Here is a 24096-nt window from a genome sequence, read left to right on the forward strand (position 1 = left end):
CTCGCACAGGGGGAACGCGCAGGTGGTTGGGGGGCGATTGTCCGGGGGGGTGGGGTGGGGCGGGTCACCTGGTGGGGGTACGGGGAGGGGCGGTTGGGACAGTGCGGCACCGGGTGTGTGTGTGGGTGGCGGGCGAGAGTAAAGGCTGAAGAGCCACAAGCACGCCTCGCCGGCGGGGCAGACCTCCAAAAAAGAGGGACACGGGCTCTGTCGGCCGGTGGCCGTTGGGGTGGTGGTGCGGTTTACCCCTGCGGTGGTCCGGGTCCCTCTTCTCCGTTTGGCCTCCTTTCAGGCAAGCACGCTCGTCAAGACGCCGTTTGGCTTGGGCGGTCTTCCGGGCGGTGCGGCGGCATCTTGACGAGCGTGCTCGGGCTTCGCCAGGCCAAACGGAGAAGAGGGACGCGGGGAGGGCGCTCTGTGCGCACGCTCCGCGTGCGCACATCGCCCGCGCTCGCCTTCGACTCGGCAGCGGTCGCCCTTCCGGTTGGTGGATTGCCCGACCCCCGTTGTGGCGGTTGGGGACTACGCCTTTCCGCAGTGGCTGTGGGGTGGGTGGGTCGCCGGGCCAGGCTTGGGCCTGCCCCCTGGCTCTGCCTTGCTTGACCCGCCTTGCTCTGCCTGGCTTGACCCGCCTTGCTCTGCCTGGCTCTGCCTGGCTCCGTCTTGTTCTGCCGCGCCTGAGCCAGCCCGGCCATGCCCTTCCCGACCCAGCCCGGCTCGGCCCGACCCAGCCCGGCCCGACCCAGCCCGGCCCGACCCGGCCCTTCCCGACCTTTCCCGCCCCTTCCCGGCCCTTCCCGCCCCTTCCCGGCCCTTCCCGGCCCGGCCCTTCCAGGGCTAGCCCTTCCCGACCTGCCCCTACCCGACCTGCCCTTGCCCAACCTGCCCTTGCCCGCTGGCCCGGTTCAACCCCACCTGGGGTCGCCCCTCCCCAGTGACGACCTACACCGCCACGACGGAGAGCAGCCACGTTGAGCCCAGCAGGCCTGGGCCGTGGGGGAGGGACCAGGGTGGGTGTTTGCGGGAAGGGAGGCGGGAGAGGAGGACGGTGGTCAGGCTGGCCAGGGCGGTTGCCAGTGGGAGTGCGGACCAGGAGACGCAGGCCAGGACTGCGCCTAGCGGGGCTGACAGTTTCACGTCGCCTCCGCCCAGGGCGGTTGGGCGCAGCAGGTGGATGAGCAGGTGCAGGCCGCCGAACAGGGTGCAGCCGGCCAGGGCGCGCAGTGGGTCTGCGCCTGACATGAGCAGGAGCAGGAAGAGGACCGGGTAGGCGGGGAGGGTGAGGGCGTTCGGGAGTCTGCGGTGGCGTAGGTCCACCACCGTCAGGGCTACGCCCAGCCAGGCCAGGGTCAGGGGAATGGGGAGCCAGTTCGGGGGGACGTTCAGGGCTCCGGTTAGGGACCACAGGAATGCTGTTGGCGGAGCGCACCACCACCACGGGGCGTTTGTTCCGCGACGTAGGCGGCGCAGGGTGGGAGCGGTCAGGAGGCCGGCCAGGAAACCCAGGTAGGTCAGGTGGAATGTCATGGGTCCACGGTGCGCCTGGGGGGCTGAGCAGGGCAAGGGGAGAGCGAGGGGGGTTTGAGTGAACGGACCGTTCATCCGGGGTTTTTTGGGTGAACGGTCCGTTCATCGGTGGAGAATGTGAATAACCTTGCGGGATTAGCGCGGTGGAGTGGTTATTCGGGAATTCGGGGCGGGAATTCCGGGCCCGGAGGTCAGCGGTCCCAGGTGAACAAGGGCTCCCCTGCGTCCACGTGGCCGCCCCAGGGGGCCGTCGGGGACAGGGCGGACGGGTCCGCCTCCAGGGCCACCACGGGGCAGATCGGGGCGTAGCCCGCCGCCTCCACCTCGGCGGGGTTCCAGGTCACCACGCGTTGACCAGCCTCCACGGCGTCGCCCTTCTCGACGTGCGCGGTGAAGCCCTCGCCCTTGCGCTTCACGGTGTCGATGCCCAGGTGCACCAGGACCGCGCCGCCGTCGGCGCCCGCCACGACGAACGCGTGCGGGTGCAGGGTCACGATCGTCCCGGTGATCGGGGACAGCACGTCGGCCGCCTCGCGGTCCGGTTCGACCGCGAAGCCGGGTCCGACCATCGCCTGCGCGAACACCGGGTCCGGCACCTGGTCCAGGGACACCGGGCGACCGCTCACGGGGGACTGCACGCTGAGGGTCACAGCAGGTCCTCGATGTCGCTGGCGATGGTGTCCGCCTCCGGCCCGACCACGACCTGGACGACCGAGCCCTGCCGCATCACGCCGTGCGCGCCCAGCGCCTTCAGCGCCTTCTCGTCGACCAGCGACCCGTCCTCCAGCTCGCAGCGCAGCCGGGTGATGCAGGGTTCGATCTCCACGATGTTGTCGGCCCCGCCGAGCGCGGCCAGGATTCCCGCAGCCTTCTCGTCAGCCATGTCACGAGTCCTCTCTCGACTTCACCGTTGGTGAGCGCCCCCCGCTTGGCCACGGTCGCGTAACGGCGGGTTGACACCCGATCAGCGGGCGGAGCATCCTCCCCGCACCAACTGGTCTAGACCGGAAAGTACCAATCCCGGCTGGCAGGCGCGACGACGGGAGGAGGTTGACCGTGCAGCACCACCGGATCGTCGACGGCCCGAAGCCCAAGCACGCTCAGTTGCGGGACATCCTCCGCGCGGTGGCCGACGAGGCCCCACCGGGGTCCGCCATCCCGTCCGAGCGCGACCTCGCCACCCGGTACCGGGTCTCCCGCATCACGGTGCGGGCCGCGATCGGCCAGCTGGTCTCCGAGGGCCTGCTCACCAGGGCCAAGGGCCGCGGCACGTTCACCGCCAAGCGCCGGATGGACGTGCAGCTCTACCTGGAGTCCTTCACCGACGACATGCGCAAGCGCGGCTTCACGCCGTCGTCGGAGGTGCTGCGCTGCGCCGAGGAGCCCCCGCCGGTGTCGGCGGCGTCCGCGCTGGGCCTGGGGCCCGGCGAGCCCGCGTGCGCGGTGGTCCGCCTGCGCAGGGCGGACGGCGTGCCGCTGACCGTGGAGCGCGGCTGGTACAGCCCGCGCGTCGTGCCGGGCCTTCCCGGGCACGACCTGACCGGCTCCCTCTACGCGATCATCGCCGACGCCTACGGCGTCCAGCTCGACCACGCGGAGCAGACCGCGTGGGCCGAGGGCGCGGACCGGGCCACGGCCCGGCTGCTGGGCGTGCGCGAGGGCAGTCCGCTGCTGGTGTTCCGCAGGGTCGCGGGCAGCGGCGGCAGGCCGGTCGAGGACATGACGTCCTGGTACCGGGGTGATCTCTACCAGGTGACCATGCAACTGGACCGGACCGTCCCGGACTCCGGCCCGCACTCCGCCAAGGGAGGTACCACATGAGCGCCAGCGCCCCACAGGCGACGGGCGGTCGTGAGATCAAGGGACTGGCCGGGTTGCAGAGGTTCGGCCGCAGCTTGATGCTGCCGATCGCCGCGCTCCCCGTCGCCGGCCTGCTGCTCCGCCTCGGCCAGCCCGACCTGCTCGGCGCCGACGGCCTGGGCTGGATCCAGGTCGCCGCCGTCATCGGCGGCGCGGGCGACGCGCTGTTCACCAACCTGCCGCTGCTGTTCGCGGTGGGCGTGGCGATCGGCTTCGCCCGACGCGGCGACGGCTCCACCGCGCTGGCCTCGGTGGTCGGCTACGTGGTGATCCAGGCCGTCTTCAAGGCGATGTCGCCGTTCGTGCTGGACCAGCCGAACCCCGACAAGCCGGTGTTGATCAACTACTCGGTGCTGGCGGGCGTGATCGTGGGTCTGATCACAGCCGTGCTGTGGCAGCGGTACCACCGCATCAAGCTCCCCCCGTACCTGGCGTTCTTCGGCGGCAGGCGGTTCGTGCCGATCCTGGTCGCGGGCGTCATGGTGGTCCTGGGCGTGCTGCTCGGCCTGGTGTACCCGCTGTTCAACGCTGGCCTGACCTGGCTCGGCGAGGCCGTGTCCAGCAGCACCATCCTGGGCGCGGGCATCTACGGCACGGTCAACCGGCTGCTGATCCCGCTGGGCCTGCACCACATCCCGAACACCTTCGTCTGGCAGGTCTTCGGGGAGTACGAGGGCAAGACCGGCGACATCCAGCGGTTCTTCGCGGGCGACCCGACGGCGGGCACGTTCCAGACCGGCTTCTTCCCGATCTTCATGTTCGCGCTCCCGGCCGCCGCGCTGGCGATCGTGCACACCGCCCGACCGGCGCAGAAGAAGGTCGTCGCGGGCATCATGGGCTCGGCCGCGCTGACCGCGTTCATCACCGGCGTCACGGAGCCGCTGGAGTTCGCGTTCATGTTCGTCGCCTGGCCGCTGTACCTGATCCACGCGGTGCTCACCGGCACCTCGATGGCGATCAGCAACGCGCTCGGCATCCGCGACGGCTTCTCGTTCTCGGCGGGCGCGATCGACTACGCGCTGAACTTCAACATCGCCGAGAAGCCGCTGCTGATCATCGTGCTGGGCCTGGTCTACGCGGTGGTGTACTACTTCCTGTTCCGCTTCGTCATCACGAAGTGGAACCTGCGGACGCCGGGCCGGGACGAGGACGAGGACCCCGAGGCCGACCCGAGCGTCGTCGAGGGCGCCAGGCCCGAGGGCAGGACCGAGCAGGACGGGACCCGCAGGACCAAGAACCGGCCCGAGCGGTCCTAGCAACGAGAGGTAGGGATCATGCCTGAACGACGGGTGACGGTGGCGAGCAAGGTCGGGCTGCACGCCCGCCCGGCGGCGCTGCTGGCCAAGGCGGCGGCGGAGCGCAAGCCGGTGCGGATCACCATCGCCAAGGGCGAGGGGCAGCCGGTGGACGCCGCGTCCGTGCTGGGCCTGATGACCCTGGGCGCGATGCACGGCGACGAGGTCGTGCTGACCGCCGAGGGCGACGGGGCCGAGGAGGCGCTGGCGGCCATCGCGGAGATCATCGCCACCGACCTCGACGAGGGCTGACCCACCTCGGTGCCGCGACGAGAGCGCGCCCCCACCCCGGAAGCCGGGGGTGGGGGCGCGTTCCCGTTGGCGCACAAGAGCTGTCGGCCGGGTCTCACACCGGCAGCGGCAGCAGGTTCCCGGTCGCGGCGCGCAGGGCCGCGCGCATCGCCTCGCGCGGCGCGGGCAGGCCGGTGAACAGCTCGGCCTGGCCGAACGCCTGGTGCAGCAGCATGTCCAGGCCCGTCGCCGGTTCCCGGCCGAGCCGCCGCACGGCCAGCGCCAGCGGGGTCGGCCACGGGTGGTAGATCACGTCGAGCACGACGGGCGTGGACGCGAGCAGGTCGGCGACCGGCTCGGTCGCGGCCGGTGGCACGGTGCTGACCAGCACGTCCGCCTCCGACGCCAGCGCGCCGAAGTCGGCCGAGTCCCAGGTCACCAGGTCCAGCTCGACGCCAGCCCGCTCCGCGCAGGCCACCGCCTCACCGGCCCGCGCCACGTCCCGCACGACCAGCGCGACGGACCGCACGCCCACCGACGCCAGCCCGACCAGCGCCGCCGTGGCGGTGCCGCCCGCGCCGAGGACCAGCCCGCGCTCGCCGGAGGTGAACCCGGCCGCCGCCCGCAGCGCCCCGACCACGCCGTCCACGTCGGTGCACTCCGCCCGCCAGCCGCCCTCGAACGGCACGAGCGTGTTCGCCGCGCCCACGAGCACGGCGGTCCGCGACGGCGCGGTGGCCACGGCCAGCGCGGCCCGCTTGTCCGGCATGGTGACCGACAACCCGGCCCACTCGGGGCCGAGGCCGCGCACCAGCTCCGCGACCCCGTCCTCCGGGCAGTCGATCCAGCCGTACTCCCAGCCGCGCAGCCCGAGCGCCTCGAAGCACGCGTTGTGCAGCACGGGTGACAGGGAGTGGGCGACGGGCGAGCCGATCACGGCCGCCCGCCTGCCGTCAGTTGTTGCCGAAAACACCTTCGGTGATCGCCTTGTCCACGAGCTTCTGGTGCTCCTCGAAGGTCTTCGCGAAGCAGGAAGTGCCGTCCTTCTGGCACTTCACGAAGTACTCCCACTCACCGTTCTCCGGGTTGATCGCCGCCTCGATCGCCTGCTTGCTCGGCGAGCCGATCGGGGTCGGCGGCAGGTTCGGGAACTTGTAGGTGTTGTACGGGCTGTTCGCGTCCCGGTCGCTGGCGCTGGTCTCCAGGGTCGGCTTGTCCAGCTCGTAGTTGATCGTCGAGTCCAGCTGGACGGGCATCCCGATGGAGAGCCGGTTCTGGATCACCCGCGAGACCCGCGCGAAGTCCTTCTCCAGCCCTTCCTTCTCCACCAGCGAGGCGATCACCAGCACCTCGTACGGCCGGAACCCGGTGTTCTTGGCGCCGCCGGGGATGCCGTAGCTCTGGATGCGGTTCGCCGAGGTGGTGATGACGTCGCGCAGCAGCTCCGCGGCGGGCACGTTGGGCTTCAGGTGGTACAGGCCGGGCACGATCAGACCTTCCAGCCTGCGCGCCTTGTTGACCTTGGTGAAGTCCGTCATGGCCCACTCGGGGACGCCCAGCGACGCCGGGTCGGCGTTCTCCGCCGCGTCCCTGACCTCGTCGGAGGTCACGCACTTCTTCTGCCCGTCGATCTCCACGCAGGATGCCTCGGCGATCAGCGTGAAGACGCCCTTGGTGACCGAGCCGCCCGGCTGCGTGATGTCGTGCAGCACGAACCCGCCGCGCACCTCGAGCGGCACGATCTTCGACTTGGGGTCGACCATCATCGTGACCGCGTTGGCGCCCGACATGTTGGTCTTGAGCAGGTAGAAGCCGGGCTGGATGCCGGTGACCCTGGCGTCGTTCTTGCTCGCCTCGGTGAACGCGCGGGCGCTGGCGACGACGCCCTGCTCCTTCAGCGTGGTCGCGATCGCGCTGACCGGGTCGCCGTCCTTGACCTCGACGATCGCGTCGGTGTCACCGGCCCCCGAGTAGTCCTCCCACGAGCCGATGCCCGAGAGCGTCCGGTACCCGTAGTACGCGCCGCCGCCGCCGACGGCGAGGACCAGCGCCACCGCGGTCCACATGACCGCGGTGCGCTTCCGCTTGCCCTTCAAGCGCGAGGCGAGCGCGGCCTTGGCGCCTCTGCCGCCCCGCTCGTCCTTCGCTTCAGGGTCGTTGAACAACCCGAGATCGTCGTTCACGAGCCGTCCTTCGCTCCAGGTGACCGCTCGGAGGCGGCCCTCGCCACGTGTCGCGCTCGTGCGTCGAGCCAGGACTGCAGGATCTCGACAGCGGCAGCCTGGTCAACGACGGCACGTTGCTTCTTGCCCCGCACCCCCCGCTGAGCCAGCACGCGGCTCGCCGTCACGGTGGTCAGCCGCTCGTCGGTGAGCCGCACCGGGAGAGGTGCGACCCGCTCGGCGAGCGCCGCCGCGTACGCCGTGGCGGCCTGAGCCGCCGGTCCGTGCTTGCCCGCGAGGGTCCGGGGCAGGCCGACCACGACTTCCACCACGTCGTGCTCGGCTGCCAGACCGACCAGGTCGTCCAGGTCCCGGCCGTTCTTCTCGTCACGGGACAGGGTAACCAGCGGGGTCGCCAGAAAGGCACCCGGATCGCTCAGCGCGACCCCGACCCGGACCGCCCCGACGTCGACGCCCAGCCTCCTGCCGAGGCCGGGATCGTCGACGCCGGGGGTGTCACCGCTGCTCAAGGGCGCGTTCCACCTCGGCGAGCACGGCGGCCACGGCCTGCGGCACGCCCGCCGGGTTGGTGCCACCGCCCTGGGCCAGGTCGGGCTTGCCGCCGCCACGGCCGCCGACGGCGGGCGCGAAGGCGGGCACCAGCTTGCCCGCGGCGAGGCCAAGGTCGCGGGCGCCCGCCGTGGTGGCGACGACGAAGCTGACCTTGTCGCCGTCCGGGGCGAACAGCGCGACCACGCCGGGCTTGTCGGCCATCCGTCCGCGCACCTCGCTGGCGATCGCGCGCACGTCGGCGCCGGAGGTGCCCTCGGGCAGGGCCAGCGCGAGCACGGACACGCCGCGCACGTCCAGCGCCTGCGAGACCAGCGACCCGGCCGAGGCCACGAGCTGGGCGGAGCGGACCTTCTCCAGCTCCTTCTCGGCCACGCGCAGCCGCTCGACCAGCGCCTCGACGCGGCCGGGCACCTCGGCGTCGGGCACCTTCAGCATGGCGGCCACGTTCTGCACCAGCGCCCGCTCCCGGGCCAGGTACTTGAACGCCTCGATGCCGACGTAGGCCTCCAGCCGTCGCACCCCGGAGCCGACCGACGACTCGCCGATGACGGTGATCGGGCCGATCTGCGAGGAGTGCTCGACGTGCGTGCCACCGCACAGCTCGCGCGACCACCGGCCGCCGATCTCGACCACGCGCACGGTCTCGTCGTAGGTCTCGCCGAACAGCGCGACCGCGCCCATCTCCTGGGCGCCGCCCATGTCGGTGTAGACCACGCTCACCGGCAGGTCCTTGCGGACCGCCAGGTTCGAGACCTCCTCGATCTCGCTGCGCGTGGACTCGGACAGGCCGCCGGTCCAGGCGAAGTCGAGCCGCAGGTAGCCGGGCTTGTTGTACGAGCCGGACTGGAGCGCGGACGGGCCGAGCACCTGGCGCAGGGCGGCGTGCACGACGTGCGTGCCCGAGTGCCCCTGGCGGGCCCCGACGCGCCACTCGGCGTCGACGCGGGCCTCGACCTTCTCGCCCTCGGCGATCTCGCCGGAGACCACGCGGACCTGGTGCACCCACAGCTTGCGGGCGACCTTCTGGACGTCGACGACCTCCAGCTCGGCGCCGCCGGAGACGATCACGCCCGCGTCGCTCTCCTGGCCGCCGGACTCGGCGTACAGGGGGGTGCGGTCGAGCACGACCTCGACGATGTCGCCCTCGCGGGCCGACTTCACCCGCTTGCCGCCGGACACGATGCCGCGCAGCACGGCCTCGCTGGCCAGCTCGGTGTAGCCGGTGAACTCGGTGGCGCCCAGCTCCAGCAGCTCCCGGTACACCGTCTGGTCGCCGTGGCCGGTCTTCTTGCCCGCCGCGTCGGCCTTGGCGCGGGCGCGCTGCTCGGCCATGAGCTTGCGGAAGCCGTCCTCGTCCACGGTCAGGCCCGCCTCGGAGGCCATCTCCAGGGTGAGGTCGATCGGGAAGCCGTAGGTGTCGTGCAGCTGGAAGGCCTTGTCGCCGGGCAGGATCGCGCGGCCCTGCGACTTCACGGTCCCGGCGGCGGTCTCGAAGATCCGGGAGCCCGCGTCCAGCGTGCGCAGGAACGTGTCCTCCTCGGCCTTGAGGACCTGCTCGATGCGGGCGAACCCGCTGACCAGCTCCGGGTAGGAGGGGCCCATGGTGTCGCGCACGACGGCGGCGAACGTCTGGAGCACCGGCTCGGTCACGCCCAGCAGGCGCGAGGAGCGCACGATGCGGCGCAGCAGGCGGCGCAGCACGTAGCCGCGGGCCTCGTTGCCGGGGGTGACGCCGTCGCCGACGAGCAGCACGCCGGAGCGGGCGTGGTCGGCGATGACGCGGAAGCGGACGTCGTCGGTCGGGTTGTCGCCGTACTTGCGGCCGGACAGCTCCTCGGCCTTGGTGATGACGGCCCGCACCAGGTCGGTCTCGTAGACGTTGTCCACGCCCTGCAGCAGGAACGCCACCCGCTCGACGCCCATGCCGGTGTCGATGTTCTTGGACGGCAGCTCGCCCAGGATCGGGTAGTCGCGCTTGGCGCCGCCCGCCCCGCGCTCGTTCTGCATGAAGACCAGGTTCCAGATCTCCAGGTACCGGTCCTCGTCCACGACCGGGCCGCCCTCGGCGCCGAACTCGGGGCCGCGGTCGTAGTAGATCTCCGAGCACGGGCCGCACGGGCCGGGGACGCCCATGGACCAGTAGTTGTCCTCGACGTCCCGGCGCTGGATGCGCTCCGGCGGCAGGCCGGCGATCTTCTGCCACAGGTCGGCGGCCTCGTCGTCGTCCAGGTAGACGGTGACCCACAGGCGCTCGGGGTCGAAGCCGTAGCCGCCGTCGTCCTGGGACTTGGTGACCAGGTCCCAGGCGAGCCGGATGGCGTCTTCCTTGAAGTAGTCGCCGAACGAGAAGTTGCCCGCCATCTGGAAGAACGTCAGGTGGCGGGTGGTCTTGCCGACCTCGTCGATGTCCGGCGTGCGCACGCACTTCTGCACGCTGGTGGCGCGCTTGTGCGGCGACGGGGCCTCACCGAGGAAGTAGGGCTTGAAGGGCACCATGCCCGCGTTGACGAACAGCAGGTTCGGGTCGTCCAGCAGCAGCGAGGCGCTGGGGACGACGGCGTGCCCGGCGTTCTCGAAGTGCTCGCGGAAGCGCTTGATGATCTCGTGTGTCTGCACGGTCGGGTCCTTGGCTGTGGTGGCGGTCTTCCTTGCGCGGCGCGGCGAACGACGTCAGTCGTTCGCCCTGCGCGCTCGCCGACCGGGGGTGTGACCCGTCTGCCGCTCGACGGTCTCCTGCAGCTCGTGCTCGCGCTCGACCATGCCGGCGCGCACCTCGGCGCCGAAGGAGCCGATGGCGGTGGCCAGCTCGCGCAGGCCCTCGCCCACGTTCGCGCCGATGCCCGCGGGCGTGGCGGCGTGGGCGGCCTGGTTGGCCTTGCGGGTGGCGAGGACGCCCGCGGCGACCCCGACCCCGAGCCAGAACAGCCTGCTCATCGGTTCCCCCTGCGCGTGCGACGCGCGGCGTGCTTGTTCACCCTGGCCTCGGCGGCCTTGCGGCGGGACCGGACGGCCTTGCTCACGCCGTAGGACAGCGCGGCGGCCTTGACCAGGGGACCGCCGAGGGTGGCGGTGAACAGGGACGTCAGCGCGGACACGTTGCCGGTCACCGCACGCGCGTTGGCGGTGATGCCGTCCACGCGCTCCAACTGGGTGTTGACGTGCGTGATGGTGGCGTTGGCGCCGCTGAAGATCGGGTCGCTGTTCTGGTGCGCCTTGCGGATGGCGATCGTCGCCTCGTCGAGCGTGCGCCCGAGCTTGAAGAGGGCGATCCCCATGAGCAGCACAAGCAGCACGAACGCGCCGGCGGCGACCAGCGCGGCGATCTGCCCTGGCGACACGAATCCTCCATGGGTTGCTGGTGGGGCGCGGTGGGGAGGCTCAAGGCTACCGCGTGTCGCCCGGTCGGACTCTGGTGGATCTCGCCCGCGCGCCGGGGGCGGCGGGGCTCGGCGCACCGAGTGGCCGGAGGACTACGCAGCGGTGATCACGAGAAGTACTCGGATGTCCGATCCCCTGACCTGCGCCGTTGTCGTAGCGTCGGACGGGCAGTGTTTCACGCCAGGTTTCACCGAGGAGGTAGCGCCATGGACGAGAGCACCTACGAGGCCCCGGCGAGCGGTCTGCTGCTCGCGGTCGAGCCGCTGACCGGGGCGGTCGACCGGGGCAAGGCCAACGGCGCGGTCGCGGACAACGACGGCAACGACTGAGTGACCGCTCGGAGCCTGGCCGACCTCGTCGCACCGGACGGGGTCGGCCGCTTCTTCGAGGCGGTGCAGGGGCGGACCCACCTCAGGTTCCCCGGCGAGAGGGGCAGGTTCGCGGACCTGCTGCCCTGGTCCGAGGTCAACCGGGTGCTGCGGCAGCACCGGTTGGAGTTCCCCAGGTTGCGGCTGGCCAGGGACGGCGAGGTGGTGCCCGCGCACGTCTACTCGGAGCTGGTGGACACCCGGCGGGCCGGGCAGGTGCCGAGGGTGCTGCCGGGGAAGTTCGCCGAGCAGATGCGCGGCGGGGCGACGCTGGTGCTGGACTCGGTGCAGGAGCTGGTGGGCGCGGTCGGCGACCTGGCCGTGGGGCTGGAGCACGAGCTGCGCGAGCGGGTGCAGGTGAACGCCTACGCCGGGTGGGGCGTCACGCACGGCTTCGACGTCCACTGGGACGACCACGACGCGATCGTCGTGCAGGTGTCCGGGCGCAAGCGCTGGCGCATCCACGGGTTCACCAGGGTCGCCCCGATGGTGCGGGACGTCGAGCTGCCGCCGAGGCCGGAGGGCGAGCCGCTGGACGAGTTCGTGCTGGAGGCGGGCGAGGTGCTGTACCTGCCGCGCGGGTGCTGGCACGACGTGTCCGCGGTGGGCGAGGAGTCGTTGCACCTGACCATCGGGGTGAACCGGGCGACCGGGGTGGACCTGGTGGCGTGGCTGGCCGACCAGCTGCGGGGCGACGAGGCGTTCCGGGGCGACCTGCCGAGGTTCGGCACGGCCGCCGAGCAGGCGGAGCACGCGGCGCAGCTGCGGGCCGGGCTGCTGGAGCGGCTGGACGACGGCGTGGTGGCGCGGTTCCTGGCCGACCGGGACGCGCAGGCGCCCGCGGTGGAGCACGTCGGGCTGCCGTGGACGGCGACCTCGGCGATGATCCCCGAGGACGACGGGGCCGAGGTGCTGCTGCTCGCGCCGAGGGCGGTGCTCTCGCGCGAGGGCGACGCGGTGGTGCTGGCGGCGGTCGGGAAGCGGCTGGTGTTCGCGGGCGCGGCGGAACCGGTGCTGGCGGCGCTGCTGGGCGGTCGGGCACGCACGGTGACGTCGTTGGCCGAAGCGGGCGGTCCTGCGCTCGACCGGGTGACTGTGCGGGCGCTGCTCGGGGAACTCGCGGCCCAGGGGCTGCTGTCACCGAAGTAAGTGAGCTAAGTTTAGGCATACCTAACCGGCGAATGGATACAGTCACAGGTATGTCCGAACCCCGTTCCGACGCGCTGCCCGGCTGCGCGGTGGTCACCAGGCTGCTCGGCGGCAACCCGGCGGGCACCGCGGCGCGCATGACGTCGTGGCTGCTGATCGAGCAGCCGGGGCCGTGGCAGGCGGACGCGCTGGAGCGGGTGCTGGCGGAGGCGTTCCCCCCTGGGCGGCTGGACGTGCTGCGGGCCGGTGGGCTGCGCCCGCTGCTCGTCCGCCGTCCGGGCAGGCACCACCGCTCCCCCGACGCGAGGCGCGCGGTGTTCGTGGCCAGCGGGCGGCCCGGCTGGCGGTGGCTGGAGCGGATCGAGGTCTCGGACCTGGCGGAGCTGGCCGCGCTGGACCTGGAGGCCGTGGGCGCCGGGGTGCCGGGGCACGGGGTCCCGGTGGAGGGGCCGATGTTCCTGGTGTGCACGCACGGGTCCAAGGACATGTGCTGCGCGGTGCTCGGCAGGCCGGTGGCCGGGGCGCTCGCGCAGAACCACCCGGACCGGGCGTGGGAGGTCAGCCACCTGGGCGGGGACCGGTGGGCCGGGAACCTGCTGGTGGTGCCGGACGGGTTCCTGCACGGGCAGCTCGGGCCGGACGAGGCGGCGCTGGTCGCGAAGGCCGCGCTGGCCGGGCAGGTCGAGCCGGAGCACCTGCGGGGGCGCACGTCGGCGACCACGCCGTGGGCGCAGTTCGCGGAGATCGCGCTGCGCAAGGCGATGGGGTACCGGGGGGTGGACTCGGCGGTGGCCGTGGACGAGCGGCCGGTGGCGGGCAGCGACGGGCACGCGCGGGTCGTGACGGTGCTCGGGGTGGAGCGGGAGTACGAGGTCGTGGTGCGGCGCAACGGGGTGGTCGGGTCCGGGGTGAGCCGGTGCTCCGGGCGGATCGAGCCGCCGTCGTTCGTGACCGAGGGCATCCGGCCGCTGGAGCCGGTGGCGCTGCCCGGTTGAGGGCGGGCCGGTCGGGCACGGGCGCGCGTGGGAGGCCGTACCGCCGTCCCGCCTGGTATCCCCGACCAGGCGGGACGGCGACCGGGCCCGTGACCTCCCGGTGCTGGTGCTCCAGCGCTCGGGGCTCGTGGGCAGCCGAACTGGCACTGCCGCTGGTTCGCGATGCCGCCTCGGCGGCATCGCGGGGACGGCAGCTCGCCTTTCGGCTAGCTCCAGATTAGGCGAAAGCCGCTGATCAGGGTGCTTTCCACACCGATCGGGGACTGCTCCGGACGGTGGGTTTCTCCCTCGCCGCGGTCCGTCACAGGTGTTCCGTCACGGCCGGGCGAGCACGAGGTAGGCGAAGCCGAGGCTGTCCCGGTAGCCGCGTAGCCAGCCGTCGCGGTGCTCGTCCACGAGCGCGCGCACGCCGTCCGCCTCGGGGTGGCCGGGGTTGGCCAGCAGCCACAGCTCGCGGCTCGCGCACCAGCGGGACTCGAAGTCGTCCCACTCGTCGCGCGAGGCCACGCTGACCCGCAGCGGGCGGTAGCCGACCTCGACGGCCAGGTCGACCAGCTCGGCGAGCGTGCCGTACACCTCCTCGCCGAAGACCTCCAGGGCGACGTCGTTCGGCGGGTGCTCCCAGAACGCGTCCCCGACCACGACCGCGCCACCGGGCCGGACCCGCCCGTGGAGGGCTTCCAGGGTGGCCCGGATGCCGCCCCAGGCGTGCGCGGCACCGACGCAGACCGCGACGTCGACGGCCGGGCCCTCCCACGCGGTGGCGTCGCCCAGTTCCAGCTCCACCCGTCCGGGAACCCGCTCGGCGACGGCCGCGCGCCCGCGCTCGATCGCCCGCTCGTCGCTGTCCACGCCGACGCCGCGCGCGCCGGGGGTGGCCTCGACGGCGCGCAGCAGCAGCTCGCCCCAGCCGCAGCCGTAGTCGGCGATGAGGGGGTCGGGCAGCGGGGGCAGGCTCCGGATGAGGGCTGCGGCACGCGCGTCGGACAGCGGCGAGTTGAAGTCGAGCAGGGCGTGGCCGTTGACCGGCGCGGGGGAAGTCACCGGGGCACCGTGGCAGAGCGGGGGCGGGCGCGGCACCCGAATTACCCGCCTCCCGCGCCCGGTCCCGACGGCGCCCGGTCCCGACGGCGCTCAGTCCTGCCGGCGCTCAGTCCTGCCCGCGCACCACCCGGCGCAGCTTGGGCAGCCGGTCGGCCAGCACGCGCTCGCCGCCGCGTCCGGTCGGCTCGTAGTAGTCGCGCCCCACCAGCCCGTCCGGCGGGTACTGCTGGGTGAGCACGCCCTCCGGGACGTCGTGCGGGTAGCGGTAGCCCTGGGCGTTGCCGAGCTTGGCCGCGCCCGCGTAGTGCCCGTCGCGCAGGTGCGGCGGGACCGTCCCGATCAGGCCCTTGCGCACGTCCTCCATCGCGGCGCCGATGGCGGTGGTGATCGCGTTGGACTTGGGCGCGGTCGCCAGGTGCACGGTCGCGTGGGCCAGGTGCAGGGCGCACTCGGGCAGGCCGATGAGCTGCACGGCCTGCGCGGCGGCCACGGCGGTCTGCAGCGCGGTCGGGTCGGCCATGCCGACGTCCTCGGTGGCGTGGATGACGAGCCTGCGCGCGATGAACCTGGGGTCCTCGCCCGCCTCGATCATCCTGGCCAGGTAGTGCAGCGCCGCGTCCACGTCCGAGCCCCGGATGGACTTCACGAACGCGCTGGTCACGTCGTAGTGCTGGTCGCCCTGCCGGTCGTAGCGCACGGCGGCCTTGTCGACGGTGGCCTCCAGGGTGGCCAGGTCGAGCGAGCCGGACGCGGCGCCGCCCGCCAGGACCGTGTCGGCGGCGGCCTCCAGCGCGGTGAGCGCGCGCCTGCCGTCGCCGCCCGCGAGCCGGACCAGGTGGTCCTCGGCGTCGGGCTCGATGGCCACCCTGCCGCCCAGCCCGCGCTCGTCGGCGGCGGCGCGGCGGACCAGCTCGCGCACCGACCCGTCGGTCAGCGGGCGGAGCTGGAGCACCAGCGAGCGGGACAGCAGCGGGGACACCACGGAGAAGAACGGGTTCTCGGTGGTCGCGGCCACCAGCAGCACGATCCGGTCCTCGACCGCGCCGAGCAGCGCGTCCTGCTGGGTCTTGGAGAAGCGGTGGACCTCGTCGATGAACAGCACGGTGGCCTCGCCGGAGCGCACCAGCCTGCGCTTGGCCTCCTCGATGACCGCGCGGACCTCCTTGACGCCCGCCGACAGCGCGGACAGGGCTGCGAAGCGCCTGCCGGTGGCCTGCGAGACGAGGGTGGCGAGGGTGGTCTTGCCGGTGCCGGGCGGGCCGTAGAGCAGCACGGACGCGGGCGCGGCGCCCTCGACGAGCCTGCGCAGCGGGGCGCCGGGGCCGAGCAGGTGGTCCTGGCCGACCACCTCGTCCAGGGTGCGCGGGCGCATCCGCGCGGCCAGCGGCGCGTTCGCGGCGATCCGGGCCGCCTTCTCCTCCGGTGCGACGCCGAACAGGCCCTCGTCGAACATCCCGTCGCTCACGGGGTCGACTCTAACTCGCCGGGGTGACGGCCCCCGACCGGTCGGCTGCGCCGCGTGACCTGGGCTACAGGGCCGGGCAAGCGCATTTTTTCACCCGGATGTGCGACACTTGGCCCCCGTGCCGTCACCTGCCGTTCACGCGCGAGTAGTGCTGCTCGCGGGCCCCTCCGGTTCGGGCAAGACCCACCTCGCCGCCCACCTGGGCTGGCCGGTCCTGCGTCTGGACGACTTCTACCGCGAGGGGACCGATCCCCTGCTCCCCCGGCGCTCCGACGGGGTCGCCGACTGGGACTCGCCGCTGTCCTGGGACGTCGAGGCCGCGCTGGGCGCGATCGTGGAGCTGGCCACCACCGGCGCGGTGCAGGCCCCGGTGTACGAGTTCGCCTCCGACTCGCGGGTCGGCACCCAGCGGGTGGCGCTGGACGGGGCGCCCGCGTTCCTGGCCGAGGGGCTGTTCGCGGACCGGCTGGTCGAGCTGTGCCGGGACGCCGGGGTGCTGGGCGACGCGGTCGTGCTGGACCCGAGCGCGCCGCTGACGTTCGTGCGGCGGTTCGCGCGGGACGTGGTCGAGGCCCGCAAGCCGGTCCCCTACCTGGTGCGGCGGGGGCTGCGGCTGCTGCGCGAGCACCCGAGCGTGGTGCGGCGCTGCCAGGACGCCGGGATGCGGCCGACCAAGCCGAAGCGGGCTCGGGAGGAGCTGGCGCTGATCGGGCGGCGGGACGAGCTGGCCGCCGCGTAGGGCCCTTCCCGCGGTTCTCGGGCCGGGAAGCACCCCCTCCGGGGTGTTCCCCGGCCTTTTCGCTCCCCGGTTCCGGGGGTTCGCGCCGGTTTCACCCCCCGCACGGGCACGCGGGCGGCGCACGGCGGGCTGGTGGTCCGCGCCCGGCGTGCGGGTGTCCGACGCGCCGATGCGGTTCCGGTCGTTCCCGGACCCCTGCGAACGCCGTTTCGGTCGACCCGAACCCCCGTTCCCGACCCGACCGGGCGGAGCGCTCCCCCGGTCCGGCGCACGTCGCCCGGTCCGACCACCCGGACGACCGTCCCCGGAGTGCCGGAGAAGGCCCGACGCGCCCGGCCGGACGGGCGCGGGCGAACGGATCTTGTCGGCCGGTTCGCCTACTATCTGCCTGCGATGACACTCACCGAACGGCTCCCCGCCGAACCCGACGCAGACACCCTCTTCGACGCCTTCTCCGACTGGGCGTGGGACCAGGGCCTCCAGCTGTACCCGGCGCAGCAGGAGGCCCTGATCGAGATCGTGTCGGGGGCGAACGTCATCCTGAGCACGCCGACCGGCTCCGGGAAGAGCATGGTCGCGCTCGGCGCGCACTTCGCGGCCGTGGCCCAGGGCAGGCGCACCTTCTACACCGCCCCGATCAAGGCGCTGGTGTCGGAGAAGTTCTTCGCGCTGATCGAGGTGTTCGGCGCGGACAAGGTCGGCATGATGACCGGCGACGCGTCGGTCAACGAGACCGCGCCGATCATCTGCTGCACCGCGGAGATCCTGGCCAACATGGCCCTGCGCGACGGCGCGGACGCGGACGTGGGCATCGTCGTGATGGACGAGTTCCACTTCTACTCCGAGCCCGACCGCGGCTGGGCGTGGCAGGTTCCCCTGATCGAGCTGCCGAAGGCGCAGTTCGTGCTGATGTCGGCGACGCTCGGTGACGTCACCTTCTTCGAGAAGGACCTGACCAGGCGAACCGGCCGGACCACGGCCGTGGTGCGCTCGGCTGAGCGCCCGGTGCCGCTGAACTTCCAGTACGTGACGACGCCGCTGCACGAGACGATCGAGGAGCTGCTGCACGGCAACGAGGCCCCCGTGTACGTCGTGCACTTCACGCAGGCGTCGGCGCTGGAGCGGGCGCAGTCGCTGATGAGCGTGAACGTGGCCACGCGCGCGGAGAAGGACGCCATCGCCACCACGATCGGGCGATTCCGGTTCACGTCCGGGTTCGGCAAGACGCTGTCGCGGTTGGTCAGGCACGGCATCGGCGTGCACCACGCGGGGATGCTGCCCAAGTACCGGCGGCTGGTCGAGCAGTTGGCGCAGGCCGGGCTGCTCAAGGTCATCTGCGGCACGGACACGCTCGGCGTCGGCATCAACGTGCCGATCCGCACGGTGCTGTTCACGGCGCTGTCGAAGTACGACGGGACGCGCACCCGGCACCTGAAGGCGCGCGAGTTCCACCAGATCGCGGGACGGGCCGGGCGCGCCGGGTACGACACGATGGGCACCGTCGTGGTGCAGGCGCCGGACCACGTGGTGGAGAACGAGAAGGCGCTGGCCAAGGCCGGTGACGACCCGAAGAAGCGGCGCAAGGTCGTGCGCAAGAAGGCGCCCGAGGGCTTCGTGTCGTGGAGCGACCAGACGTTCGAGCGCCTGCGCGACGCCGAGCCGGAGCCGCTCACGTCCAGCTTCCAGGTCAGCCACGCGATGCTGCTCAACGTCATCGGCAGGCCCGGTGACGCGTTCGCGGCGATGCGGCACCTGCTGGAGGACAACCACGAGTCGCGGCCCGCGCAGCGCAAGCACATCCTGCGGGCGATCTCGATGTACCGGGGCCTGCGGACGGCGGGCGTGGTCCAGCAGGACGCCGACGGCATCCGGCTGACCGTGGACCTGCAGGTCAACTTCGCGCTGAACCAGCCGCTGTCCCCGTTCGCGCTGGCCGCGATCGAGCTGCTGGACCCGGCCGCGCCCGGCTACGCGCTGGACGTGCTGTCGGTGATCGAGTCGATCCTGGACGACCCGAGGCAGATCCTCGGCGCGCAGGAGCACAAGGCGCGCGGCGAGGCCATCGGCGCGATGAAGTCCGAGGGCATCGAGTACGACCAGCGCATGGAGCTGCTGGAGGAGGTGACCTGGCCGAAGCCGCTGCAGGAGCTGCTGGAGGCCGCGTTCACCACCTACCGGCGCGGGCACCCGTGGGTCGCGGACCACCACCTGTCGCCGAAGGCGGTGGTGCGGGACATGTTCGAGCGGGCGATGACGTTCGCCGAGTACGTGTCGTACTACCAGCTGGCGCGGTCCGAGGGGCTGGTGCTGCGGTACCTGGCGGACGCGTACAAGACGCTGCGGCAGACCGTGCCGGAGGACGCGAAGACCGAGGAGCTGAACGACCTGGTGGAGTGGCTGGGCGAACTGGTGCGCCAGGTCGACTCCAGCCTGCTCGACGAGTGGGAGAAGCTGCGCAACCCCGGCGAGGAGCAGCTCCACGACGACGCCCCGCCCGCCGTGACCCGCAACCTGCGGGCGTTCCGGGTGCTGGTGCGCAACGCGCTGTTCCGGCGGGTGGAGCTGGCGGCGAGGCGGAACTACTACGAGCTGGGCCAGCTCGACGGCGACGCCGGGTGGGGCGCGGACGAGTGGCGCGAGGCGCTGGAGCCGTACTACGAGGAGCACTCGGACATCGGCACGGGCCCGGACGCGCGCGGCCCGCAACTGCTCCTGATCACCGAGGGCGAGGACCGCTGGGAGGTCAGGCAGGTCTTCGAGGACCCGGCGGGCGACCGGGACTGGGGGTTCACGGCGGAGGTCGACCTGGAGGAGTCGGACGAGGCCGGGAACGCGGTGGTGCGGGTCGTCGAGGTGGGGCGGTTGGAGGCGGTCTAGGCCGCTTCGCGGGCAGCAGGCGCGGCGGACGAGGGCCGAGCCGGGGACCGCGGTCACGGGCGGGTGGAGCGCGCGCAGTCGCCCCCACCCGCCGGTTCTGCCGCGCCCTGCGCCGAGCCCTGCTCACCGAGGCCTCACCCCCTACGAGGTAATTGCCCCTTCCAGCCCAACCGGCGCGTCCGTTCGGCGTTCTCCCCCGCTCCCGGAACCAGCGATGATCTTTCGGGGCCTACGAGCGCGGGATGGGTTGGGACTTGGGGATCGGGTTTGGCGACGACGAGGTCGGGGTGCTCGGGCCGCTGCTCGTGCGGCGGGGTGGGGTGGTCGTCGCCGTCACCGCGCCCAAGCAGCGGATCGTGCTCGCCTCGCTGGTCATGGCCGCCAACCGGGCCGTGTCGTCGGCCGAGCTGGTCCGGGCCGTCTGGGGTGACCGGGCGCCCGCCCGTGCGGCGCACACGCTCGCCGTCTACGTCATGCGGCTGCGGCGGGCGCTCGGGGAGCCGCAGCTCGTCCACACCACGCCCTCCGGTTACCTGATCAGCCTGCCGCACGGGGCCGTCGACCTGCACCGGTTCGCCGACCACGCCGCGCACGGGGCGCTCGCCGCCTCCGCCAAGGACTTCGGCTCCGCCGTCGAGCACTACCAGCGGGCCCTCGACTGCTGGCGCGGCCCGGCGCTCGCGGACGTGCCGTCCGAGGCCCTGCACGCCGACGAGGTCCCGGCGCTGGTCGAGGAGCAGCTGCGGGTCACGGCCGAGCTGGTCGACGCCCGGCTGCGGCTCGGGCACGGGGCCGAGCTGGTGCCGGACCTGCGGCGGCTGACCGCGCGCCACCCGCTGCGCGAGCGGTTCTGGTCGCAGCTCATGGTCGCGCTCCACCGCGCGGACCGCCAGGCGGACGCGCTCGACGCCTACCGCCAGGCCGGCACCGCCCTCGCCCGCGAGCTCGGCGTCGACCCCAGCGAGTCGCTCAGGGCCGTGCACCACTCGATCCTCACCGGCGACCCCGCGCTCCGGGGGCCGCTGCCCTCCGGGTGGGCCCCGGTGTCGCAGCTGCCCGCGCCGGTCGGGAACTTCGTCGGGCGCGCCGACGAGCTGGACCGGGTCACCGCCCTGCTCGCCGGGCCCGCCGCCGTCGTCGCCGTGTGCGGGCCGCCAGGCGTGGGGAAGACCGCCTTCGCGGTGACGGTCGGTCACTCGGTGCGTGAGCGCTACCACCACGGGCAGCTGTACGCGGACCTGCGCGGCCACTCCACGTCACCGCCGCTCAGCACCACCACCGTGCTCGGCCGGTTCCTCCGGGCCCTCGGCGCGCGCCCCGACAGCATCCCCGCCGACGAGGCCGAGCTCGTGCGCGCCTACCGCGACCGGCTGCGCGGGCGCCGGGTGCTGATCACGCTCGACAACGCGGCCTCCGCCGCCCAGGTGCTGCCGCTGCTGCCGGACGTCCCCGAGTGCTCCGTGGTGATCACCAGCCGGAACGAGCTGGCCGGGGACGTCGGGGCCGCGGCGGTCCGGCTGGACGTGCTGCGCGGCGACGAGGCGTGGATGCTGCTGACCCGCTCGCTCGCCCCCGAGGCCGCCGACGAGCAGGGCGACGCGCTGCGCGAGCTGGCCCGGCTGTGCGGCTACCTGCCGCTGGCGCTGCGGATCGCGCTCGGCAACCTCGTCGGCGCGCACACCACCGACATCCGGTCCTATGTGGACGACCTGCGCGGCGGGGACCGCCTGTCCGCCTTGGCGGTCCCGGACGACGACAGCGCGGCGGTGCGCCGGGCGTTCGACCTGTCGCACGCCGCGCTGCGGCCGGACGCCGCGAAGTTGTTCCGCCTCACCGGGTTGCTGCCCGGCCCGGACTTCAGCGCGTTCGGCGCCGCCGCCCTGCTGGGCGCGGACGAGGCCACCGCCCGCGCGCTCGCCGAGGAGCTGGCCTCGGCGAACCTGGTGCAGCGCGTGGGCGACGAGCGGTTCGCGGTGCACGACCTGCTGCGCGAGTACGCGGCCGAACGGGCCCGCGCCGCCGGTGACGACCTGGAGGCCGCGCGCGGCAGGCTGTTCGACTGGTACCTGAGCACCGCCTCCGACGTGGGCGACGTGCTGTTCCCCGAGGTCCGGCCCGCGCGCGGGCGGGCAGACCTGCCGGACGCCCGCACGGCGCGCGCCTGGTTGGAGGCGGAGCGGCCGAGCCTGCTGGCGGCCACCGAGCGGTGCGCGCGCCTGGGGCCGCTGCCGATGGCCTGGTCGCTGGTCGAGGCGGTCGGCGGGTTCCTGGGCTCGCACGGGCACCACGGCGGGTTCCTGAACGCGGTGCGCGCGGCGGGCGACGCGGCGCGCGCGGCCGGGGACACCGAGGCCGGGGGCGTGGTCCTGGCGCACCTGGTGGCGGCGCACCGGAACCTCGGCGACCTGCGGGCCGCCCGCGACGCAGCCCGCTCGGGGAACCCGGTGGGGCGCGCGGTGTGGCTGCTCGCCGGGGTCGCGGGCGTGGTCGCGCTGGACGTGGGCGAGCTGGCCGAGGCCGAGGACCGGTTCCGGGAAGTCGTTGGCGCGTCAGGGGAACTGGCGCACGCCCGGTGCGCCGGGCTGATCGGGCTCGGCGCGGTCCGCCTGGCGCGCGGGGAGCTCGACGCCGCCGAGGCGCTGCTGCGCGAGGGCCACGGGCTGGCGCTGCGGGTGGGCGCGGTGAACCTGGCGGCGTCCGGCGCGGACCTGCGCGGGCGGTGCCGGGGCGCGCGGGGCGACCACCCCGGCGCGGTCGACCTGCTGCGGGAGGCGCGGGACGGGTGGGCCCGCACCGGGGCCCGGCCGCCGCACGCGGAGACCACCGCGCACCTGGCCGCCGCGCTGTGCCTGGCCGGGGAGCACGGCGAGGCGCTGCGGACCGCGCAGCGGGCGCTGGCCCTGGTGCAGGAGCTGGGCGGCAGCCCCCGGATCGAGGCGGACGTGCACAACGCGCTGGGCCTGGTGCAGCGGCACCTGGTGAACCCCGAGGCGGCGGTCGCGGCGCACCTGCGGGCGCTGGAGCTGTCCGGCGGGGTCGGCTACCGGCACGGGGTCGTGCAGGCCCACGTGCTGCTGGCGCCCGCGCTGCTGGCCGCCGGGCGGCGCGGGGACGCGGTGCGGCACGCGCGGATCGGCATCGGGCTGGCCGGGGAGACCGGGTACGGCGGGCTGCGGCAGGCCGCCGAGTCGCTGCTGGCCGCGTTGGGCTGAGCCGCGCGAAACCCTTGTCGCGCAAGAGAAAAGGGCGACCGCGAGGCCGCCCTGGTCAGCCGGCCCGATCACCGCGCGGAGGACGGTCGCGCGGTGATCGGGCCGCGCCGGGATGTGGGGTCCCGGCGCACTGCGGTCGAAGGGTCCAGGTGGTTCTCCTCGTGGCGGGTGGGCTCCACCGCGCGGGCGCGGCGGAACGGGCGTGGACCGTGCGGGTGATCGGCGGCTCCGCTCTCGGGCTCGTCACCGCGAAGGCGGCGCGGGTCCGTGGGGCGACCTGGGGCGGTCGGAGCTTGGTCACCGGTGAGGCGGGGCCTTCGCGCCACCCCACCGGGAGCCGGTTACCGGAGGGTGATCCGGTGGCCGGGGTAGATCAGATCGGGATTGGTCAGGAACTCGGGGTTCTTCTCGACCAGCGCTCGCCACCCGCCCGCGATCCCGTGCTTGTCGGCGATGGACGACAGGGTCTCGCCGGGCTGGATGGTGTAGTCGCCGTCCGGGTTGTCGGTCGAGCCGGAGGCCACGACGGGCGCGGGAGCGGCTGCCACGGGCGTCGCCGCGGCGGGCGCGCCCGTCGCGGGGGCGGTGACGGCCGCCGGGGCCGCCCCGGTCGCCTTGCCACGGCCGCAGTGCGGCCAGGCGCCGATGCCCTGGGAGCGCAGCACGTTCTCCGCCACGCGGATCTGCTCCTCGCGCGATGCCTGGTGCGGCATCCCGCTACCGCCGTTGGCGGCCCACGTGCCGGGGTTGAACTGGAGCCCTCCGTAGTAGCCGTTGCCGGTGTTGATCGACCAGTTGCCCCCGCTCTCACAGCGCGCGATGGCGTCCCAATCCGCACCCTGGGCCGACGCGGTGGTGGCCGTGCCCAGCGCCAGAGCGCCGGAGATGAGCCCCATGACCGCGCAGGCGACCAGCCTGGTGAGGACGCGTGAGCGCCGCTCGTCCCGGAGACCGTCCATTTGATCCACCTCGAACCGCCGCACCGTATGGAGCACGTCGAGCACTTCCCCTGCCCTGCCGGTCCACGCTCTCGGTCGGCTGCGTCCGCACCGGGAGTTCGGAGGGCAGGGGCGCCGGTGCCCGAGCCTCCCGGTGGTGCGACCACGTGACCTGGGCCACGTGATCACTGGCTGGACCGTAAGGACAGGCGAGGGCGATCCGCGCGACGAGCAACCCGAAGCGGTGACCGCGCGTGACGCGCCGGGGTGGTTGGCGGGTGGT

The 24096-nt window shown here is 73.3% G+C and carries 21 protein-coding genes; 9 read left to right on the top strand and 12 right to left on the bottom strand.

Translation table 11 applies throughout. From position 1 onward, the window contains the following. Nucleotides 1-942: 942 nt before the first annotated feature. The 3 genes from AMIR_RS26060 to AMIR_RS26070 all read right to left on the bottom strand — a co-directional run bounded on the left by AMIR_RS26060 (nucleotide 943) and on the right by AMIR_RS26070 (nucleotide 2410). Nucleotides 943-1602 (bottom strand): prepilin peptidase, encoded by a 660-nt coding sequence (locus tag AMIR_RS26060; RefSeq protein WP_118947564.1) that lies wholly within the window; start codon nucleotides 1600-1602, stop codon nucleotides 943-945. Nucleotides 1603-1718: 116 nt separating this feature from the next. Next, nucleotides 1719-2177 carry a PTS sugar transporter subunit IIA gene (locus AMIR_RS26065; protein ID WP_015803963.1) on the bottom strand — a complete coding sequence of 153 codons (459 nt, stop codon included), beginning with the start codon at nucleotides 2175-2177 and terminating at the stop codon, nucleotides 1719-1721. Continuing rightward, the gene (locus tag AMIR_RS26070) at nucleotides 2174-2410 is read right to left on the bottom strand and encodes a PTS sugar transporter subunit IIB (protein ID WP_015803964.1); all 237 of its coding nucleotides are present in this window, start codon (nucleotides 2408-2410) and stop codon (nucleotides 2174-2176) included. Before AMIR_RS26070 ends, AMIR_RS26065 begins: the two co-directional genes overlap by 4 nt. A gap of 173 nt (nucleotides 2411-2583) precedes the next feature. Here AMIR_RS26070 and AMIR_RS26075 point away from each other — a divergent pair, with 173 nt between their 5' ends. From AMIR_RS26075 to AMIR_RS26085, 3 genes are read left to right on the top strand one after another with little or no spacing between them, the layout of a single operon-like run. Further along, complete coding sequence (locus AMIR_RS26075) at nucleotides 2584-3348, top strand: GntR family transcriptional regulator (protein ID WP_015803965.1); 765 nt, start codon at nucleotides 2584-2586, stop codon at nucleotides 3346-3348. After that, entirely contained in the window at nucleotides 3345-4643 is a 1299-nt protein-coding gene (locus tag AMIR_RS26080) for a PTS transporter subunit EIIC (RefSeq protein WP_015803966.1), read from the top strand. Before AMIR_RS26075 ends, AMIR_RS26080 begins: the two co-directional genes overlap by 4 nt. A gap of 18 nt (nucleotides 4644-4661) precedes the next feature. After that, nucleotides 4662-4934, top strand: coding sequence for an HPr family phosphocarrier protein (locus tag AMIR_RS26085; protein WP_015803967.1), 273 nt, complete (start codon nucleotides 4662-4664; stop codon nucleotides 4932-4934). A 94-nt stretch (nucleotides 4935-5028) separates the two neighbouring features. Here AMIR_RS26085 and AMIR_RS26090 read toward each other — a convergent pair whose 3' ends face one another. Genes AMIR_RS26090 through AMIR_RS26115 form a run of 6 tightly spaced genes read right to left on the bottom strand, consistent with a single transcriptional unit; the run spans nucleotide 5029 to nucleotide 10986 of the window. Further along, nucleotides 5029-5886 (bottom strand): shikimate dehydrogenase, encoded by an 858-nt coding sequence (locus tag AMIR_RS26090; RefSeq protein ID WP_015803968.1) that lies wholly within the window; start codon nucleotides 5884-5886, stop codon nucleotides 5029-5031. Further along, nucleotides 5867-7096 (bottom strand): endolytic transglycosylase MltG, encoded by a 1230-nt coding sequence (gene mltG, locus AMIR_RS26095; protein ID WP_015803969.1) that lies wholly within the window; start codon nucleotides 7094-7096, stop codon nucleotides 5867-5869. The genes AMIR_RS26090 and mltG overlap by 20 nt, the downstream gene beginning before the upstream one ends. Further along, a complete protein-coding gene (gene ruvX / locus AMIR_RS26100; RefSeq protein WP_015803970.1) occupies nucleotides 7093-7605 on the bottom strand; it encodes a Holliday junction resolvase RuvX in 513 nt (170 codons plus the stop codon). Before ruvX ends, mltG begins: the two co-directional genes overlap by 4 nt. Continuing rightward, on the bottom strand, nucleotides 7592-10264 hold the full coding sequence (gene alaS, locus AMIR_RS26105; RefSeq protein ID WP_015803971.1) for an alanine--tRNA ligase: 2673 nt from the start codon (nucleotides 10262-10264) through the stop codon (nucleotides 7592-7594). The genes ruvX and alaS overlap by 14 nt, the downstream gene beginning before the upstream one ends. Nucleotides 10265-10318: 54 nt before the next feature. Continuing rightward, nucleotides 10319-10582 (bottom strand): hypothetical protein, encoded by a 264-nt coding sequence (locus AMIR_RS26110; RefSeq protein WP_015803972.1) that lies wholly within the window; start codon nucleotides 10580-10582, stop codon nucleotides 10319-10321. Continuing rightward, nucleotides 10579-10986 (bottom strand): DUF948 domain-containing protein, encoded by a 408-nt coding sequence (locus AMIR_RS26115; RefSeq protein WP_015803973.1) that lies wholly within the window; start codon nucleotides 10984-10986, stop codon nucleotides 10579-10581. The genes AMIR_RS26110 and AMIR_RS26115 overlap by 4 nt, the downstream gene beginning before the upstream one ends. 246 nt (nucleotides 10987-11232) lie before the next feature. On the opposite strand from AMIR_RS26115, the gene AMIR_RS42915 reads away from it, so the two are divergent. The 3 genes from AMIR_RS42915 to AMIR_RS26125 are packed head-to-tail and all read left to right on the top strand — an operon-like array spanning nucleotide 11233 to nucleotide 13538. Further along, complete coding sequence (locus tag AMIR_RS42915) at nucleotides 11233-11355, top strand: hypothetical protein (RefSeq protein WP_015803974.1); 123 nt, start codon at nucleotides 11233-11235, stop codon at nucleotides 11353-11355. Beyond that, complete coding sequence (locus tag AMIR_RS26120) at nucleotides 11356-12543, top strand: cupin domain-containing protein (RefSeq protein ID WP_015803975.1); 1188 nt, start codon at nucleotides 11356-11358, stop codon at nucleotides 12541-12543. It begins immediately after the preceding gene. A 50-nt stretch (nucleotides 12544-12593) separates the two neighbouring features. Beyond that, nucleotides 12594-13538, top strand: a complete 945-nt coding sequence (locus AMIR_RS26125) for a ferredoxin family protein (protein WP_015803976.1) — start codon at nucleotides 12594-12596, stop codon at nucleotides 13536-13538. A 315-nt stretch (nucleotides 13539-13853) separates the two neighbouring features. Here the strand turns inward: AMIR_RS26125 and AMIR_RS26130 are convergent, their stop codons facing one another. Beyond that, complete coding sequence (locus AMIR_RS26130) at nucleotides 13854-14582, bottom strand: SAM-dependent methyltransferase (protein WP_041837030.1); 729 nt, start codon at nucleotides 14580-14582, stop codon at nucleotides 13854-13856. A 106-nt stretch (nucleotides 14583-14688) separates the two neighbouring features. After that, nucleotides 14689-16035: a replication-associated recombination protein A gene (locus tag AMIR_RS26135; RefSeq protein WP_015803978.1), complete on the bottom strand. Its 1347-nt coding sequence runs from the start codon at nucleotides 16033-16035 to the stop codon at nucleotides 14689-14691. 160 nt (nucleotides 16036-16195) lie between these two features. Here AMIR_RS26135 and AMIR_RS26140 point away from each other — a divergent pair, with 160 nt between their 5' ends. The 3 genes from AMIR_RS26140 (at nucleotide 16196) to AMIR_RS26150 (ending at nucleotide 22875) form a co-directional block, all read left to right on the top strand. Beyond that, on the top strand, nucleotides 16196-16786 hold the full coding sequence (locus AMIR_RS26140) for a uridine kinase family protein (protein ID WP_143761187.1): 591 nt from the start codon (nucleotides 16196-16198) through the stop codon (nucleotides 16784-16786). 393 nt (nucleotides 16787-17179) lie between these two features. Beyond that, nucleotides 17180-19663 (top strand): DEAD/DEAH box helicase, encoded by a 2484-nt coding sequence (locus AMIR_RS26145; RefSeq protein WP_015803980.1) that lies wholly within the window; start codon nucleotides 17180-17182, stop codon nucleotides 19661-19663. A gap of 254 nt (nucleotides 19664-19917) precedes the next feature. After that, on the top strand, nucleotides 19918-22875 hold the full coding sequence (locus tag AMIR_RS26150) for an AfsR/SARP family transcriptional regulator (RefSeq protein WP_245554548.1): 2958 nt from the start codon (nucleotides 19918-19920) through the stop codon (nucleotides 22873-22875). Between the two features lie 341 nt (nucleotides 22876-23216). On the opposite strand, the gene AMIR_RS42920 is transcribed toward AMIR_RS26150, so the two are convergent. Next, complete coding sequence (locus AMIR_RS42920; protein WP_015803982.1) at nucleotides 23217-23834, bottom strand: LysM peptidoglycan-binding domain-containing protein; 618 nt, start codon at nucleotides 23832-23834, stop codon at nucleotides 23217-23219. Nucleotides 23835-24096: the final 262 nt, after the last annotated feature.

This window comes from Actinosynnema mirum DSM 43827 (assembly GCF_000023245.1).
Classification (GTDB): Bacteria; Actinomycetota; Actinomycetes; order Mycobacteriales; family Pseudonocardiaceae; genus Actinosynnema; species Actinosynnema mirum.